The following is a 17529-nucleotide window of genomic DNA, read 5'->3' as shown; positions in this document are numbered from 1 at the left end:
GTCTGTCAGCTTTCTTCGTTTCTTTCGCTTCGTCCTGTCTGCCAGACATCTTTTCTGTTATGCGTTTTCGCCATTCTTATCCTGCATTCTCGCAAATACCATATCATAACCGTCGTTTCCGTAATTCAGGGAACGGTTGACACGGCTGATCGTTGCTGTGGATGCACCGGTTTTTTCTGCAATATCCAGATAGGTCTTCTGCTGACGCAACATATGTGCTACTTCAAAACGCTGTGATAAAGAAAGAATTTCATTAATTGTGCAGACATCTTCAAAAAATGTATAACATTCTTCTTTATCTTTCAGACACAAAATTGCTTCAAATAAGTGATCTACCGCCTCAGTTCTAATTTTTTTGCTCATCTCTATACTCCTTGTTTTCACATTCTGCAATATCAAACCAGGTAAGCTCCTTTACGATTCTTGCCTGATCTGTCATCGTTCTCACACTTCTTTTACAATTTCTCTATGCAAAATTTTAACATATTAAAGTTTTGACGTAAAGAGGCATTTTTCTGGAAAACAGGATCAATATATGAGCGTTGCCGTTCACTCGTGCAGATTCTTGTTGACACAGACATGCTTGCATATATGGAGCAGCAAGCGCCTGTACGAAAAGAATACCATTTTTATGAGCTCACTTGCATGCGACTTGCACATCCATTCTCTGTCTTATTCCGATACATCATTTAAAAATTCCTCTGGTGTATCCATTTTCACCAGCCTGATATCCTCCGGTGTCATCTCCTTCTTCAGAGTGCGGATATACTGCTGTGGGCTGATACCTTCCAACTGTCGGAAAACCCGGCTGAAATACAGCGCATCCGAGAAGCCACAACTGTAAGCGATTTCTTTCACCGTCCGGCTGTTTCCATATTGCTGAAACATGGATTTCGCCTTTCCGATCCGCAGGGAATTAAAATAATTCACCGGTGACTGCCCCGTCATTTCCTTAAAAATTTTCCGAAAATATCCCATGGAATAACCACTGGACTGAATCGCCTTCGAAAGTTCAAACTCCGCATTGGACACATTTTCATTCATCAGTTCAATGACACCTTCCAGCCGGATATCCTTCTTTTTACTCTGATTATAATAGGACACCAGAACCTGATACAGAAGGTCTCCAAGTACACTGGTGATAGAGGCCTCTGTCTCCCCTTTCTGATTCGTTTCACCATATTGAAACTGTTCGACCAGATCAAAAATTCTTGCAATTGTCTGCCGTTCATCGTCCTCAAACAGTTTTACACCACTGCGTCCGATATTTCGAAAATTTTTCAGAAACACGGAACGATCCAGAAATCCGTCGTTTGATTTTTTCTGATGTGGCGTATACGGTGGAATGACCAGAATCGTTCCCGGATGAAATTCATATTCTTTTCCTTCTGCCAGAAACACGCCATTCCCATTTGTGTTCAGAAGAATTTCCCAGAAACCGTGCTGATGCTCCGGAAAACTGTAATGCAGTTTCTTTGATCTGCCGATTTCAATAATCTCCATCTTTTTCCTCCATATCATTCCTGCGTTTTTCTGCACATCTGCCCATTTTACAATTATCTGTCACATTGCATATAATTTTCTCCGTTTTTTATGCATTTTAATGTACAATGTGTCTTTTTCTTTTTATCATAGCAAAAATAATGCGTTTTGTCCATGTTGTTGACAGATATCGTCTATCGTTTACAGACAGTTTTTTTCGTATAATAATCTTATCAAAATAGAGAAGATCAACAGAAAGGATGAATATTATTATGGGTATTAAATCAAGTGTAAGCTTATACAGTTTACAGTATCAGTATTTACGCGGTAACATGGATCTGGAACAGATCGTCGACTATGTTATGGGACTTGGTGCTGACGGTATCGAGCTTCTTCCGGACCAGATGCTGAAAGGCACACCAACTCCAAGTGAAGAGACTTACGCAGCATGGGATAAAATTATTGAAAAACATCATCCGGGACTTGCCTGCGATGATATTTTCCTGAATACAAATTTATACAGCAATCGTACGCTGACCAAACGTGAGTGTGTCGATCTGATCAAAAAAGAAATCGTTATGGCGCATCGCCTCGGATTCAAGGTTATCCGCCTCGTTTCCATGGTTCCTGCATGGATCCTTGAGCCATGTCTGGAAACAGCTGAAAAATACGGTGTCTCCCTCTGTATCGAGATCCACGGCGGACTCGGTTTCGGTGTTCCGAAAACAGAGGAATTCCTGGAGGAAATGATTCGTCTGGACTCCCCGTACATCGGTATCGTTCCTGATACAAGTATTTTCTGTCGCAGACCACCAAGAGTTGTGGATGAGTACTGCATGGATATCTATGGAACCAACCCGGATCTGGTAAAATATGTCAACGATGTATTTGCCAGCGGCAAAGATACCTTCCATATCAGACTGGAGAACAACGGCCAGAATCCGGAAATGGATAAATACATCAAAGATCCTGCAAAAGATATGTTCTATGCTTCCAACTGTGATGGTTACGAAAATGTACCGGTAAGCGTTATGGAGCCATTTGCAAAATACATCCAGCACTTCCATTTCAAACTGTATGAAATGACAGAGGAAGGATTAGAATATTCCATGAACTATGAAGAAGTCATCAAGTTCTTACATGAGCACAATTACAACGGCTATGTTTCTACTGAGTATGAAGGAAACCGCTGGGTAAAACCGGGCGGATATATTCCGGAAAAAGAGCAGGTTGCAGCTCATCAGAAACTGATTCAGAGTCTCATCAAAAAATACGAAGGTTAGGAGGATTTCGGACATGTTTGATAATAATGTATTTATAGAAGGAACCTGTCACAATGTAGAAGAAGATGGAAAAATCATCGGTTATGAGATGGATACATATATCACCTATTACAGAGGTATCCCGCTGTCCATGATCAACTTCCTTGCTGTAGAAGTGGATGGTGTCAAAGTACCGGCTGAAAATATCCGTTTCACACCGGATCACATCGACTGGTTCTCCTTGGAAGAAATGAAAACCGTCGGAACCATCAAATGGGAGTACGGCGCAGCTGCAACGGTACGTGTTCTGCAGGAAGGCGGTCTCTCCAAGGGTTCTCACGAAGTGCACCTGACAGTCTGCACCAGAACAGCCTACATTCCGGTACCACTGGAAGGAAATATGACGAGAACTGTCGTCATTGAATAGTTTTAGTTTCTTTTGTGGTTATAAATTTGAGGTTATGAAAGCGCCAGTCAAGTAATCTTACCTCTGCAGCTAACAATCGCTCGCCGAGGAAAGATTGCCTGACTGGCGTTCTTTTTATGTACGCATCCCCGCAATTTTTTAACTATAGCGATACGCTAATGATAACATAACTTATATTGTGAAATCAGCGAATCCTTCTGCGGCAAGCGATTCAGTGATAGACTGAGTTTTGCGAGTTTTGCGCGAGTGGAAAACGACCAGCTTTTATCAGAGTTGAGAATGAGCGCGATGAAACCGAAGCAAAACGAGGGTAACGAGCGACTAGCTGACGTAGAAGGATTCGCTGATTTCGCATTCATTTCCTACAATTTGATGGTTCGATCCTCCTGGCTGGACTGAAAACTCGCCAGTACCGCCCGCAGCGCATTGACCGACCGGTCATCGGCCGCATTGGTCCACTCGCCACTTTCCAGTTCCCGGATAAATTCACGGATCACACCTGACTCACGCTGATTTGTATTGGTCATCATCATATCCAGATCATAATAGATCTTATCCCCCCGATCCGTACTAATTTGAATCGTGTGCTCGCTGTTATCGTAAATACGCATCAGACCTTTAGTGCCGAAAATAACCGTGGAATTATCCTCTTCCCCATAATCTGTCCAACTGACTGTCATCGTACCAAACACACCACTTTCCATTTTAAAAATACAGATGGCATTGTCTTCCAGTTCAATCATATTGCCATCCGCATCTCTTTTATCCAGTGTCATAACCTTTGCCGTCACTTCCGTGATAATATCGTCCAACAGATACTGGATCAAATCAGTTTTGTGAATACCGAGATCTGCCATTGCTCCCATAGAAGCAATTTTTTTATCAAAAAACCAGATTGATCCGGACATTTTCTCTGTATCATCGGTGGCCAGCCATTTCTCCGGTCCACCATGACAGAACGTTGTCTTAAAGGTCAGTGGCTTTCCGATCAGCCCCTGTTCAATCAGCTCTTTCGCTCGAATATGCCCAGTATTAAAGCGCTGATTCTGACCAATCATCAGAAAACAATTATGTTCTTTCGCCGTCTGCAGCATTTGCTCGCATTCTTCAATAGAAGTAGCCATTGGCTTTTCACACAGTACATGTTTTCCTGCATGCATTGCGTGAATACTCACCTCTGCATGCTTGTTATTTGCCACGCAGACACTGACTGCATCAATAGATGCATCCGCTAACATTTCGTCGATGGATTTATACACTTTTCCACCATATCTGTCCGCTAATGCCTGTGCCCGCGGCATTTTTGCATCATAATATCCTGCAATCTCTACTTTTTTATTGGAAGCATACTCCGGCACATGACGCCGCTGCGCGATTCTTCCACATCCAATTACTCCTACTCTGACCATATTCGTCTTCTCCTCTCCAACTCTGTTACAATCTGTTTTATTGCTGATATCCTATGAAAACTGAATGTCTCCATAAATTGAAATAGTATCTATAAACATCCCCATGAATATGCTATCTTTATTTTACAATCACTATTTTATGTACCAATAGCACAATTGCGTCAAAAGTATGGACAAAACGCATATCAGCACCCTATTTCTTTTCATTGAACAAATGTTGAAAACATAGATTTTATTTTTTCACTTTTTTCGACAAACAAATCTTTTCAAAACAAAATCTTTCCAGTATGATAAATATATCGAGCAAATCTGTATGATACATACAACAAACAAAGAAATGTTAATGTACCTGTAGATAAACATGTATTGATCCATAACCGTCTACCATACAATGGTTCAATCCGTACCGTATCATATCATAAACAAAATATAAAATCTGGAGGAAAATAACGATGACAAACAAAGAACTTGTATTGAAATTTTACGATGAAGTATTTAACAACTGGGATATTTCAAATCTTGATGATTACATGAAAGATAATTACATCCAGCACAACCCAACTGCACCAGACGGAAAAGAAGGTTTTGTTGAATTCACAAAATTTTTCTTTGGTCTGAAACCGCATATGGATATTATTCACATTGGTGAAGATGGTGATATCGTATATGTATTCTTCAAATGCACACTTGAGAATGGTGCAATCAATAAAGTATGTGATATCTACCGCATCGAAGACGGTAAACTGGCTGAGCACTGGGATGTGGTAGAACATAACGTGCAGGATATCGTACCGCTTCACAATAATGGACTTTTTTAAATTCTTGTTTAGGGTAGTTTTAAAAGAAGCTGGAAGAAAACTCCAATGCCGGCACGACTGATTTTCTATCTGCGCTGCGCCGCTTATCTCCTAAGTGGAGGTTTCACCTCCACTTAGGAAATAGGCGACGCAGTGATCACAGAAAATTTTTCAGGTTCTTGTTGGAGTTCGTTTCTGCTTGTTCCAACTTACCCTAAACAAGAATTTATGCCAGTCCCATAAGACGTTGCACCAGTCTCACAGCATCGGCTGCATCCTTGGAGTACCCATCAGCGCCAATCTCATCTGCATAACTCTGCGTGATAACCGCACCACCGATGATCACTTTCGCATCGACATTTTTTTCTCTGACCAGTTCCACCACATCTTTCATACGCATCATAGTGGTCGTCATCAGCGCTGACAATGCAATGATATCCGCATTTTCATCAATGGCCGCCTGCACAATGGTTTCTTTTGACACATCTTTTCCCAGATCTACCACCCGAAATCCATAGTTTTTCAGCATCAATGCCACCAGATTTTTTCCGATATCATGAATATCACCTTCCACGGTTGCAATGACAATGGTCACTTTCGGACCGGTCTCATCGCCTGAGGACAACATTGGCTCCAGATATTCAATGGCCTTCTTCATGGTTTCCGCGCTGGCAATCAGCTGCGGCAGAAAATATTTCTGCTGTTCAAAAAGGTCTCCCACCTCATTTATAGCCGGAATCAGCTCCTCGCTGACAATTACTCCTGGTTCCATACCGGCTACAAGTCCTGCTTTTACTTCGTCCAGAATATTTTTCATGGACCCGTTTAATACAGCTTTATAAATAGCGCTGTGCGCAACGGAAGTTTCCTCAGTTTTTTTCTCAGCAAGAACAGTGGCTTCTTTTTTTGCATCCTGTTTTACTGTTTCCGCTTTCTTTACAGATTCAGTTTTTTTTTTCGCGTCAAACTCAGCCATGCGGTTGATATAATTCAGATCCGCACCGGTCTTGTTTAACAGTAAATCACTGGCTGCTGCCAGATTCATCATAATATCACTGGATGGGTTCGCAATGGCCATGGTCAGTCCACTCTGTAACGCCATGGTCACAAACGCGGCATTGACATATCCACGATTCGGCAATCCGAAGGAAATATTGGATAATCCGCCGACAGTTGCCAGTCCCAGCTCTTCTTTGCAATAACGAATAGTTGCCAATGTATCCAGAGCCGCATTTTTATTTGCTCCTACGGTTGCCACCAGTCCATCTACTACAATATCTTCTTTGCACATGCCAAGTTCTAATGCACGATCCAGAATCTTATGAATAATTTCCTTCTTTTCATCAATATCCTTTGGCAATCCTGCATCAGACAGCGGAAGCAAAATAAACATTGCTCCGTATTTTTTTGCAATAGGAAGCAGTTTTTCAAATTTTTCTTTCTCCAGTGAAATAGAATTAATCAGTGCGCGTCCCGGATAATGACGCAGGGCAGCCTCAATAATGTCCACATGACTGGAATCGATACAAAGTGGAAGGGTTGTGGTCATGGTCACTTCCTGAATGGCTTCCAGCATCATGGCTTTCTCATCAATTCCATTCATTCCCATATTGATATCAAGGATATGAGCACCCATCTCTTCCTGCTCTTCTGCCATATCGCAGACAACATCCATGCTTCCCTGACGCAGAGACTCCTGCAGCGCCTTCTTTCCGGTCGGATTGATACGCTCACCGATAACAAGGAACGGTCCGTTGATGTCAATTTCCTGCAATGCACGCTCGGAGGCAAGTACACGTTTGTGCTCTTTCATTACTGGAACCGGCACGATATCCTTTGTTGTCTCCACCAGGCGTGCAATGTGCTCCGGTGTGGTTCCACAGCATCCGCCAAGTACTGATGCTCCGGCTTCCATCAGCATCGGTCCGAAAGATGCAAATTCTTCCGGTCCCATATCGTAAACAGTTTCACCATCTACCATCTGTGGCAAACCTGCGTTCGGTTTGGCCAGAATCGGCACGTTTGCATATTTTTTCATCTGACGAACCATTTCTGCCATTTTCTCCGGTCCGGTGGAACAGTTAATACCAACAATGTCTGCTCCAAGGCTCTGTAATACAACCATGCAGCCTTCCGGTGTATTTCCGTATAATGTTTTTCCTTTTTCGTCAAAAGTCATGGATACCATGACCGGCAGATCACAGGTTTCTTTGATGGCCAGAACTGCTGCTCTGGTCTCCGCAAGACTCATCATTGTCTCTACGACAAAAAGATCTACACCTGCTTCATACAGGATTTTCGCCTGCTCTTTGTAAATATCAATCAGTTCTTCCAGCTCCAGATCGCCCATCGGCTCCAGGCTCTCACCAGTCATCGTCATATCAGCGCAAACCAGACCTTTGTCGCCGGCCGCTTCTTTACAAAGCTGCACCAGTTTTGTATTAATCTCTACAATTTTATCGGCCAGACCGTATTCTTCTAATTTAATTCTGTTTCCGGAAAAAGTCGGTGCATACAAAATCTGAGTTCCCGCCTCGATATACCGCTTCTGCAGGTCTACAATTACATCCGGGTGATCCAGGATCCACTGCTCCGGGCATACACCAGTTGGCATACCTGCTTTCTGCAGGTTACTTCCGGTAGCTCCATCCAGAAATACCGGACCTTTTTCCAACAGTCCATAAAGTTCTTCTCTTGTCATTTCAACTCTCCTATACTATTTCCGCGCATCAATGATCCGGCAGATCAGCGATACTCGGTTAAATGGTGTCATAAAATAAAATCCGTCAGCTATATTTTCCAGTTTTTCCATCACAGACAGGGATATACGGACAGCCACGTCCTCTGCCTCCCCACGGCTCATATCCGGCCGATACTGTTCCACAATTTCATCTGGCACCTGAATGCCCGGCATCTCGTTTTTGATAAACATCGCGTTGCGATAGCTGACTAACGGCATAATACCACATAAAATCTTTGTGTTCAACTCCCGCTTCATTCTGGCCAGCTTTTCTACTTCCTCATCAGAATAAATTGGCTGTGTCATAAACCAGGAAGCACCTGCATCAATTTTCTTCTTCATACGCTCAATTACTTTGTCCGTATTGGCCTGGTTCTGATTCAGCGCACCGCCATAAGAAAAAGCATCCTGCAGGAATATGTCATGATTCAGTTCTTTTACATAATCCATAAAACGGATAGAATTAAAGTCAAACACACTCTTTGTATTGTCGCGCTCCCCGGAAGGAACTGGATCACCGGTAATGATCATCAGATTGCGGATTCCGTTGATATGAGCTCCCAGCAATGTGGAATGCATGCTGATACGGTTTCTGTCACGGCAGGCAATATGTGGCATAACAGGAATATCCACCATGGAACTTACTTTTGCAGCCAGCAAAACAGAATCTGCTCTTGCTCTGGCCAGTGGAGAATCCGCCAGAGTAATAATGTCCACGTTGCTCTGTTTTAACAGGAACGCTCCTTCCATCAGTTTCTGCGCATTCTGGTCAAAAGGCGGATCCAACTCCACTGCAATGACCTTTTCTCCACGCTGTAATTTTGCCATAAACGGATTGTTTCGTGTTTGAGATACGGTATCTTCTGCACCTTTTTCTGCCGCCAGTTTTTTCTGTGGTACTTTTCCTGCCAGTTTTTCGCAAAGCACCCGAATGTGCTTTGGTGTGGTGCCACAGCATCCGCCAAGGATATTTACTCCAAGATCTGCGATCTGCTCCATTTTTTCTGCAAAATAGTTCACGCCATCCGCATGACCTGCCTGTCCACGGACAATCTGCTGATATCCACTGTTTGGCAATACCTGGATATATTTCTCCGTAGCCAGTTTCTGCGCCTTGATCAGTTTGTACATATGGGCTGCACCAAGCAGGCAATTACATCCATAGCTGTCGATTTCCGGTGTCTGTGCTGCCTCCGCAAACAGACGGCTGATACTGATTCCTCTCGTCGTATATCCATTTCGATTGGCAGCAAAGGAAATCATCACAAATGCTTCCGGGCATTTTTCTTTGATATAGCGAGCCGCTATTGCAACCGCTTTGATATCAGAGAATGTCTCAAAATTAAAAATTTGTGCCCCGCATTCCAGAAAACAATCTGCTAAAAAACGGTATTCTTCTGTCTCATTAAATTCATCCTCGTAAAACAGATTTTCTGCCACCGGGCCGATATCCGCTGCCACAAAAATTTCTTCCTGGCGTTTCTGTGCCGCATCCTGTGCCAGTTTCCAACCAGTCTGGATTATTTTTTTCACATAAGCATCCTGCTCCTGACGATTATGAATGCCTTTGCTCAGTGCCATGGCATGGTTTGCCGCAAATGTATTCGTACGGATCAGTCTGGCTCCCTGCTCCAGATATTCCTCATGAATCCGGCTGATCAGTTCCGGCTCCAATAGGTTTGCTTCCTCTGCAATTCTTCCATTCTCTGTCTTTTTTCTGTCATAGTAAGTACCCATGGCACCATCTGTGATCAGAATATGTTCTTTTAAATATTCTCTAATCATTATTTTCTCCAAATTCCATCTATGGTCCATCTCAGTCTGAGACTATATACCTACTGAAATAAAAAACGTACCTATATTTTCTATGTATTATAACGCATTTTAGCAGGTACTGAAAATGGCTTTTATTCCTTCTTCTGACCTGCATTGCTGTAAAGTTTCTTCTTAATTCTTTTTTCTACCAGTTTTAAAATACCATTTACACCTAGTACCATCGCTATGGACAACACGGTTCCCCAGACGATTTTTACCACATTCTGGGTACGCATGCCTTCAAATAATATGGTTCCCAAACCGCCTGCTCCGACGGTGGACGCAATGGTCGCAATTCCAATGGTAGAAATGATCGCGATATGGATTCCCGCGATCATGGTATCTAACGCCAGTGGCAATCGGATTTTTCGAAAAATCTGATTTCTGGTCATTCCCATTCCAGTGGCTGCCTCAAGGACTCCTGGTTCCACCGCCGTAAATCCGTCGGTAAAACTTTGCACCAGAATAAACTGATTGTAGATCACCAGCACCAGAATCGCCGTCTGCATGCCCAATCCCGTCACCGGCAGCAGCAGGGCAAACAGCGCCAGACTTGGAATCGCATAGATCATACTGGAAACCCGCATGATCCATGTTGTGATTCGCTTATGCTCCATCACCAGCATGGAAATCATAAATGCCAGAGCGATGGAAATCAAAAGTGTAATCCCTACAATCTCGAAATGCTCCAGAACAGCCTGTATTAACTTGTCATAATGTCTCGTTGTATAAGATATAAAACGTGTCATCTGAAAAAGTTTAATCCTTCCTGTACCGACTGTAGCAATGAAGCCACATATTCATTCGCCGGATATTCCAAAATCTGTTTTGCAGTATCAAACTGCTGAATTTTTCCCTGATTCATGATCATGATCCGGGTTCCAAGTTTCAATGCTTCTGTCACATCATGGGTGACAAACATGCAGGTCAATCCTGCACGCTCATGTATTTTCAATAATTCATCCTGCAGTTTTGTCCGGTTGATAGCGTCGATGGCTCCAAATGGCTCATCAAGCAACATCAATGACGGACCAGCTGCCAGTGCGCGGGCAAGTCCCACGCGCTGCTGCTGTCCGCCGGAAAGCTGCGCCGGATAACGATTGCGATACTGTTCCGGATTCAAATTTACCAATTCCAGCAATTCTGTCACTCTGGTATGGATCCGTTCGGCATCCCATCCAAGGATTTCCGGTACCACTGCAATATTTTTTTCAACGGTCATGTGCGGAAACAAGCCCACCTGCTGGATCACATATCCGATTTTTCTGCGCAGCTGCACCGGATCTGTCTTCTGGATATTTTCGCCAAATACATGGATTTCTCCGGAAGTCGGATCATATAACCGGTTCACCATTTTCATCAGCGTGGTTTTTCCACAACCGGAAGTGCCCAGAATCGTGATCATTTCTTTTTCCTGAATCTGAAAACTGACATGATCCACGGCGTTTTCCGTTGCATTCGGAAACCGTTTTACCACATCCTGAAATTCTACTGCAATGCTCATCCTTCTATTCCTTTCTACACAGTTCCAGACAATTTTCTTCCTACTTTATATGGAAAAATGTCTGGTTTCTGTGCATCTTTTCTGATTCTTTAGTCCTGCTATTTTATTGTAGCGTAAAAATCTGCTGCTACATCTTCGTACTCTTCTTTGTCGATGTCTACCTGTGCATTTAATTTTGTCATTGTCTCTGTATCAATTGCTGCACTGATCTTGTTGATGATCTCTGCTACATCCGGATGTGCATCAATCACTTCCTGACGAACAACCGGGATAATGTTGTACGGAGGCCAGAAATGTTTGTCATCCTCTAACAGAATAAATTCATTACTGCTCAGCTGTGCATCTGTGGTGTAAGCCGGTACACAGTCTACCTCATCATTTTCCATTGCCTGATATTTCAGAGAATTATCAAAGGTATTTTTAGATTTGAAATTAAATGTTCCGTATGTCTGCTCCAGTCCCGGAAGTCCATCTTCACGCTCAAAGGTATCGGATGTTCCACCGAAACGGATATTTTCTGCATTTGCCTGAAGGTCTGAAATTGTTTTGATGCCATATTTCTCTGCCACGTCTGCACGCATGGTCAGTCCGTTTCCGTTGCTTGCCTCACACATATCCAGAACATCCAGATTGAAGTTCTCTGCATACATTTTCTTTACGGTATCGTAAGTCACCTGCGGGTCTGTTTCCATCGGCTGATCCAGAATGGTCAGCAATGCAGTACCTGTGTATTCCGGATACATATCAATCTGACCGTCGCATACTGCCTGATGGATCAGATTGTCGGATACCTCAAATTCACGGTCTACGGTATAACCTGCATCTTCCAGTGCCAGCGCATATAATTCGCCCAGAATTTTGCTTTCACTAAAGCTTTTTGCTCCAATCTTAATGGTAGTGTCCTCGTTTGCACTGCTATTGCTCTCAGTTGCTGCACTTCCATCTGCTTTCTGGTCTGTTGTTCCGTTACTTCCGCATCCCGCAAGCGCTGCAAAAGACGCAACTGCAAGGATTACTGCAAATAATTTCTTTTTCATCTCTTTTTCCTCCTGTAGTTCATTCTTTGAACAATTCTTCTATATGATATCTATTGATAGTATGCTCTGGAATTTTCTCCTTCTGCACTTTGTTTTCCTTACATTTAGCAATTCATATGCTACTTTTATATTTGATTTGTTAAGCTGCTCGGCTCAATTTTTTCTGAATCGCGCCAAGTCCCATACTGCAAAGCATTGTGATCACCGCTACGGTTCCACCCCCGATCACCAGATATTCCGTTTTCAGCAGATTAATTCCATTAAAAATCAGAATACCAAGACCGCCTGCGCCGATATACGCAGCCAGTGTCGCACTTGCAATAACCTCGGACATCGCCATGCGGATACCACTGATAATGCCCGGCATTGCCAACGGCACTTCCACCTGGCGGAACTTTCTCTTTTTATCCATTCCCATGGCATCTGCCACTTCCAACATAAATGCCGGAACCTGTGAAAAAGCCAGTGTCGTCTGGATCAGAATTGGTGGGATTGCCAGAATAACCAACGCTGTCAAAGCCGGTTTCACACCAACGCCCATAATCGGAATCAGAATAACCAACACCGCAAGACTTGGTATTATACGTAATGCACTGAATCCGGTGGTCAGTATTTTTTTCACCTTTGGCACACGAAGGCACAGGATTCCGCATGGAATACCGATCGCAGCTGCAATGGCAACCGCCAGAAGGCTTAGATACACATGCTGCCAAATCATATGCAGATACTCCTGCCCATGCGTTTGAAAATATTCCACATATGCTTGCATGACTTCTCCTCCGTTTCCTGATATTTCTATCTTGTCTGCATAAAAACAGCCAAAGTTTACTGATACTTACTTTCTTAATCTTACCTATATTAGCAAAAAAACAATTATCCTGCAAGCCAATATCAGCCTGACGCAACCTATCTTACTACATTTTAGAGTAAATTACTAGGTATTTTTGTAACTTCCATGGTTACAACAACTTTTTCAATATTTCTTTCACATATCTTGGTACTTTTTTACAAAAAGCAATCGGACATATTTTGCAAAAAAATCCTTTTTCTCATTTTTCCTATTCTTCTATAAAGAAAAAAGATAGCAGTTGTATCGCTACAACTGCTATCTCAGTAAAACGGACATTCACAATCCGCTTCTGCTACTTGCTCATGAACATAATCACTTTGCTTATCCTGCGTTCAAACGCTTATAAATTTGCCAATACCCCAAGGATTGCTCCAAAAATGGAATTCAGCAATGTCACTACCAAGAAAATGATTCCAAGTACCAGACCTGCTGTCGCCATACCTTTTTTCTCACTGTGACGTCCCTTTGTTGCAAATACAATTGCCAGAATGGTTGTAATATATCCGGCAATCGGGAACAGCCATGTCACGATAGAGACAAGTCCTAAAACCAGTGATGCCACTGCACGGTTATTATTATTGTTTTCCATAACTTTCCTCCTGTTGCTTCTCTTTTGTGCTTTAATTCGTATAGAATATCATATTTCATTCAGAGAAACAATCTGATATTTCTTAGGATTTTCTTAGTTTTTCTTTTTAGAAAATTTTGTCTTAAATACGTACCACAGTGCACCTGTGATGCATACGGAAGAATATCCACCGCAGATAACGCCAACCATCAGAGGTCCTGCAAATTCACGGATGGAAGATACACCCAAAATGAATAGCATAAATACCATGATGAATGTTGTCAGGGAAGTATTGATGCTTCGTGACAATGTCTGTGTGATACTCTTGTTTACGACCTCTTTCAGATCGGTATTTCTCTGACTTCCTGCCAGAGCCATATTCTCACGGATACGGTCGAAGATAACGATGGTCGCGTTGATGGAGTAACCTACCAGAGTCAGCATGCAGGCAATGAATGTGCTGCCCACAGATGTCTGGGATAATGCGTAAAATGCTAATACTACAAGTACATCGTGTACCAGAGCGATAACCGCACTGCTTGCAAAACGGATATCTTTGAATCGGAACCAGATGTAGATCAGCATACAGATTGTCGCAATGATCACGGCTACGATTGCATCACTTCTCATCTCACTACTGATGGTGGAGCTGATGTTTGTAGATGTAATATCGCTCTCCTGAACACCGAAGTTATCTTCCATTGCTGTTGCCAGCTGTTCACGCTCATCCAGATCCAGTGTTCTGGTCTTGATGATGATAGAGTTGCTGTCTGCAACTTTCTGTGTCTGAACGTTTGCATCGCCGGTTACTTCTTCTACATAAGGTACGATCTGATCATCAATCTCCTCAATGGTGTAATCTTTGTCAAATGCAACAGTTGTTGCTGTACCACCCTTAAACTCCATGCTGAAGTTTAATGCCTGTCCGTTACCAGCTTTGTGTGCGCCCATGCCAACAAATCCAGCTACGATCACTGCAAGGGAAATTCCGAAGAATAATCCACGTTTTCCAAGGAAGTTGACGCTCTTGCGCTCTTTCTTTTCACCGTAAAATATCTTATCCTGGAATCCCAGTCCATACAATGCTTTTACCAGCCATCTGGAGATTCCCAGTGCCGTAAACATGGAGAATACGATACCGATTGCCAGTGTTGCTGCAAATCCTTTTACCGTACCTGATCCACGCAGACCAAGTACAGCTGCAGCGATCAATGTGGTGATATTTCCATCAAAGATCGCGGAAAATGCTTTCTTAAATCCAATATCAATGGACTGTGCAACAGAATGTCCTGCTGCAATTTCCTCACGGATACGTGCGAAAATAATAACGTTCGCATCCACCGCCATACCAATGGACAGGATAATACCTGCAATACCAGGTAAGGTCAGTGTAATGTGATATAAATGTAAAATTGCAAGAATGATACCGGTATAGATAAGCAATGCAATAGATGCTGCCAGTCCCGGAATGCGGTATGCGATCAGCATGAATGCAATGATGATCAGGATACCAATGATTGCTGCAATAATACTTGTCTTGATTGCCTGAGAACCAAGTTTTGCTCCAACGACCTCAGACTGTAACTCTTCCAGTTCCAGTTTCAGAGCACCGCTTCGGATCTGGGAAGCAAGTGCTTCTGCATCCTCATAACTGCTCATACCACTGATCACAGCTTCACCATTTGTGATCTGGCTCTGTACCGTCGGATAACTGATACACTCACCATCATAATAAATTGGCAGTACTTTATTCAGATATTCTCCAGTTTTTTCAGAGAAAATCTTAGCACCTTCATCATTCAGTTTTAACTGAACGACATATTTACTGCCGGATGTTGTTGTATCACTCTGTGTGGCAGCCTGTGCATCGGCTACCATCTCACCGGTCATGAATGTCTCGCCCTCTGTTGTCTTAAACTCCAGAGTACCCGGTGTTCCAAGTTCTTCCAGAATTGAGTTTGCATCAGATACGCCCGGGATCTCTACGGAGATACGGTTATCGCCTACCTGATAAACCTCAGCCTCTGTGCTGTAAGTCTCGACACGTTTCTGCAGTTTGTATACAGTATCACTCATATCCTCTGCAGACGGTGTCTCATCGCCTTTTACCTGGTATGTAATGCTGACACCACCGGCAAGATCCAGGCCTAATTTAACACCTTTGTCATTGTCCTTTGCTGCGGTACCTTTTACAATACCATAAGAATAGTAGCCAAGCAGTAACATCGCAATGATCATTACCAGAAAGACTACGACTCCCTTTTTCTTTTTCATCCTTCTACCTCCATCTCAGCTTCTGCCGCTTTGATCATGATTGCACATTCAATACGCTTTTTCTGAAGTTCACAGCCAATATCATATGCATCATTGATATGTCCATGGAAATGATAGGAGTTTGCTGCGCATCCGCCGCTACAATAGAATTTTGCAAAACATTTTCTGCATTTTTCTTTTGCATAAACGTTACAGCATTTGAATTCATCCCGAATGTCGGTACGTTTTACGCCGTCCCAGACATTTCCCATCAGGAATTCTTCATTTCCTACAAACTGATGGCAAGGATAGAAATCACCCCACGGTGTAACTGCCAGGTACTCGGTACCTGAACCACATCCTGATAATCTCTTTGCCACACATGGACCACCCTCTAAATCTATCATAAAATGGAAGAAATTGAAATCCTTTCCGGCTTTTTTTCTTTCTACCATTTCAGCGGCAAGTTTGTCATATTCCTCAAACAGCTTCGGCAGGTCTTCCTCACGGAGTGCGTACTCCTCAGAATCCTCTGCTACTACCGGCTCAACGGAAATCTGTTTGAACCCAAGGTCTGCCAGATGAAGGACATCATCTGCAAAATCCAGATTGTAATGAGTAAAAGTACCGCGGACATAATACTTGTCCTGATTGCGGCTCTCTGCAAACTGCTGGAATTTCGGCACGATCATATCGTAGCTTCCTTTTCCGTTACGGAACGGTCTCATGTGATCGTGTACTTCTTTTCTTCCATCGATACTTAAGACAACGTTACCCATTTCTTTGTTTGCAAATTCCATTACTTCATCGTTCAGTAATACACCATTTGTTGTCAGTGTAAAACGGAATTTCTTGTCATGCAGCTTCTCCTGCTCTCTGCCGTATTTTACCAGATCTTTGACAACCTGCCAGTTCATCAGAGGCTCGCCACCGAAGAAATCTACTTCCAGATTGCGACGGCTTCCGGAGTTTTCGATCAGGAAATCCAGTGCTTTCTTTCCGACCTCATAACTCATCAGTTCTCTGTGACCATGATATTCGCCTTCTTCTGCAAAGCAGTAGCGACAGGCAAGGTTGCAGTCGTGTGCAATGTGCAGGCAAAGTGCCTTTACAACTGTCGGACGTTTCTTAAAGTCCATAATGTAATTTTCGTATTCGTCTTTTGTAAACAACTCTCCGTCTTCTGCCAGGGAAGCGACTTCCTCACAGGCTTCTTTCACTTCTGCCTCGCTGTATTTTCCGGACAGTTCTGCTACAATCTCCTCCGGTGTGTGATCTTCGTACAGAGCGATCACATCATAGGAGACATCATCTACCACATGGATCGCACCACTGTTTACATCAAGAACAATGTTATAACCATTATTTTTATACTGGTGAACCAA

15 protein-coding genes are annotated in these 17529 nt (G+C 43.0%); 3 read left to right on the top strand and 12 right to left on the bottom strand.

The features are described from left to right. Positions 1–57: 57 nt before the first annotated feature. The gene (locus tag LG34_RS10860; protein WP_109216058.1) at positions 58–363 is read right to left on the bottom strand and encodes a YerC/YecD family TrpR-related protein; all 306 of its coding nucleotides are present in this window, start codon (positions 361–363) and stop codon (positions 58–60) included. A 309-nt stretch (positions 364–672) separates the two neighbouring features. Continuing rightward, positions 673–1503, bottom strand: coding sequence for an AraC family transcriptional regulator (locus tag LG34_RS10855; protein WP_181369348.1), 831 nt, complete (start codon positions 1501–1503; stop codon positions 673–675). Positions 1504–1754: 251 nt separating this feature from the next. On the opposite strand from LG34_RS10855, the gene LG34_RS10850 reads away from it, so the two are divergent. Next, entirely contained in the window at positions 1755–2765 is a 1011-nt protein-coding gene (locus LG34_RS10850; RefSeq protein WP_109216056.1) for a sugar phosphate isomerase/epimerase family protein, read from the top strand. 13 nt (positions 2766–2778) lie between these two features. Next, positions 2779–3171 (top strand): C-glycoside deglycosidase beta subunit domain-containing protein, encoded by a 393-nt coding sequence (locus LG34_RS10845; RefSeq protein ID WP_109216055.1) that lies wholly within the window; start codon positions 2779–2781, stop codon positions 3169–3171. A 362-nt stretch (positions 3172–3533) separates the two neighbouring features. Here LG34_RS10845 and LG34_RS10840 read toward each other — a convergent pair whose 3' ends face one another. Continuing rightward, positions 3534–4580 (bottom strand): Gfo/Idh/MocA family protein, encoded by a 1047-nt coding sequence (locus LG34_RS10840; protein WP_109216054.1) that lies wholly within the window; start codon positions 4578–4580, stop codon positions 3534–3536. Positions 4581–5032: 452 nt separating this feature from the next. On the opposite strand from LG34_RS10840, the gene LG34_RS10835 reads away from it, so the two are divergent. Continuing rightward, positions 5033–5398: a nuclear transport factor 2 family protein gene (locus tag LG34_RS10835; protein ID WP_109216053.1), complete on the top strand. Its 366-nt coding sequence runs from the start codon at positions 5033–5035 to the stop codon at positions 5396–5398. Positions 5399–5603: 205 nt separating this feature from the next. Here LG34_RS10835 and LG34_RS10830 read toward each other — a convergent pair whose 3' ends face one another. From LG34_RS10830 to scfB, 9 genes are all read right to left on the bottom strand, one after another. Further along, entirely contained in the window at positions 5604–8078 is a 2475-nt protein-coding gene (locus LG34_RS10830; RefSeq protein ID WP_109216052.1) for a homocysteine S-methyltransferase family protein, read from the bottom strand. A gap of 15 nt (positions 8079–8093) precedes the next feature. Beyond that, the gene (locus tag LG34_RS10825) at positions 8094–9902 is read right to left on the bottom strand and encodes a bifunctional homocysteine S-methyltransferase/methylenetetrahydrofolate reductase (RefSeq protein ID WP_177956956.1); all 1809 of its coding nucleotides are present in this window, start codon (positions 9900–9902) and stop codon (positions 8094–8096) included. A gap of 122 nt (positions 9903–10024) precedes the next feature. Then, positions 10025–10681, bottom strand: a complete 657-nt coding sequence (locus tag LG34_RS10820; RefSeq protein WP_109216050.1) for an ABC transporter permease — start codon at positions 10679–10681, stop codon at positions 10025–10027. After that, positions 10678–11436, bottom strand: a complete 759-nt coding sequence (locus LG34_RS10815) for an ABC transporter ATP-binding protein (protein ID WP_109216049.1) — start codon at positions 11434–11436, stop codon at positions 10678–10680. The genes LG34_RS10820 and LG34_RS10815 overlap by 4 nt, the downstream gene beginning before the upstream one ends. 98 nt (positions 11437–11534) lie before the next feature. Beyond that, positions 11535–12473, bottom strand: coding sequence for a glycine betaine ABC transporter substrate-binding protein (locus tag LG34_RS10810; RefSeq protein ID WP_109216048.1), 939 nt, complete (start codon positions 12471–12473; stop codon positions 11535–11537). Between the two features lie 139 nt (positions 12474–12612). Continuing rightward, positions 12613–13191, bottom strand: a complete 579-nt coding sequence (locus LG34_RS10805; protein ID WP_109216075.1) for an ABC transporter permease — start codon at positions 13189–13191, stop codon at positions 12613–12615. Positions 13192–13663: 472 nt separating this feature from the next. Beyond that, the gene (locus LG34_RS10800; RefSeq protein ID WP_109216047.1) at positions 13664–13912 is read right to left on the bottom strand and encodes a DUF4190 domain-containing protein; all 249 of its coding nucleotides are present in this window, start codon (positions 13910–13912) and stop codon (positions 13664–13666) included. Positions 13913–14005: 93 nt separating this feature from the next. Beyond that, on the bottom strand, positions 14006–16165 hold the full coding sequence (gene secD / locus LG34_RS10795) for a protein translocase subunit SecD (RefSeq protein WP_109216046.1): 2160 nt from the start codon (positions 16163–16165) through the stop codon (positions 14006–14008). Further along, complete coding sequence (gene scfB, locus LG34_RS10790) at positions 16162–17529, bottom strand: thioether cross-link-forming SCIFF peptide maturase (protein ID WP_109216045.1); 1368 nt, start codon at positions 17527–17529, stop codon at positions 16162–16164. Before scfB ends, secD begins: the two co-directional genes overlap by 4 nt.

Origin of the sequence: Eubacterium ramulus, from assembly GCF_003122485.1 — a bacterium.
Classification (GTDB): Bacteria; Bacillota; Clostridia; order Lachnospirales; family Lachnospiraceae; genus Eubacterium_I; species Eubacterium_I ramulus_A.
Note: the sequence above shows the minus strand (reverse complement) of the source record. Positions and strands in the feature narration are given on the sequence as shown.

Coding starts and splice junctions, on each gene's coding strand:
- LG34_RS10860 (WP_109216058.1), bottom strand. CDS start 363: ATGAGCAAAAAAATTAGAACTGAGGCGGTAGATCACTTATTTGAAGCA.
- LG34_RS10855 (WP_181369348.1), bottom strand. CDS start 1,503: ATGGAGATTATTGAAATCGGCAGATCAAAGAAACTGCATTACAGTTTT.
- LG34_RS10850 (WP_109216056.1), top strand. CDS start 1,755: ATGGGTATTAAATCAAGTGTAAGCTTATACAGTTTACAGTATCAGTAT.
- LG34_RS10845 (WP_109216055.1), top strand. CDS start 2,779: ATGTTTGATAATAATGTATTTATAGAAGGAACCTGTCACAATGTAGAA.
- LG34_RS10840 (WP_109216054.1), bottom strand. CDS start 4,580: ATGGTCAGAGTAGGAGTAATTGGATGTGGAAGAATCGCGCAGCGGCGT.
- LG34_RS10835 (WP_109216053.1), top strand. CDS start 5,033: ATGACAAACAAAGAACTTGTATTGAAATTTTACGATGAAGTATTTAAC.
- LG34_RS10830 (WP_109216052.1), bottom strand. CDS start 8,078: ATGACAAGAGAAGAACTTTATGGACTGTTGGAAAAAGGTCCGGTATTT.
- LG34_RS10825 (WP_177956956.1), bottom strand. CDS start 9,902: ATGATTAGAGAATATTTAAAAGAACATATTCTGATCACAGATGGTGCC.
- LG34_RS10820 (WP_109216050.1), bottom strand. CDS start 10,681: ATGACACGTTTTATATCTTATACAACGAGACATTATGACAAGTTAATA.
- LG34_RS10815 (WP_109216049.1), bottom strand. CDS start 11,436: ATGAGCATTGCAGTAGAATTTCAGGATGTGGTAAAACGGTTTCCGAAT.
- LG34_RS10810 (WP_109216048.1), bottom strand. CDS start 12,473: ATGAAAAAGAAATTATTTGCAGTAATCCTTGCAGTTGCGTCTTTTGCA.
- LG34_RS10805 (WP_109216075.1), bottom strand. CDS start 13,191: ATGATTTGGCAGCATGTGTATCTAAGCCTTCTGGCGGTTGCCATTGCA.
- LG34_RS10800 (WP_109216047.1), bottom strand. CDS start 13,912: ATGGAAAACAATAATAATAACCGTGCAGTGGCATCACTGGTTTTAGGA.
- secD (WP_109216046.1), bottom strand. CDS start 16,165: ATGAAAAAGAAAAAGGGAGTCGTAGTCTTTCTGGTAATGATCATTGCG.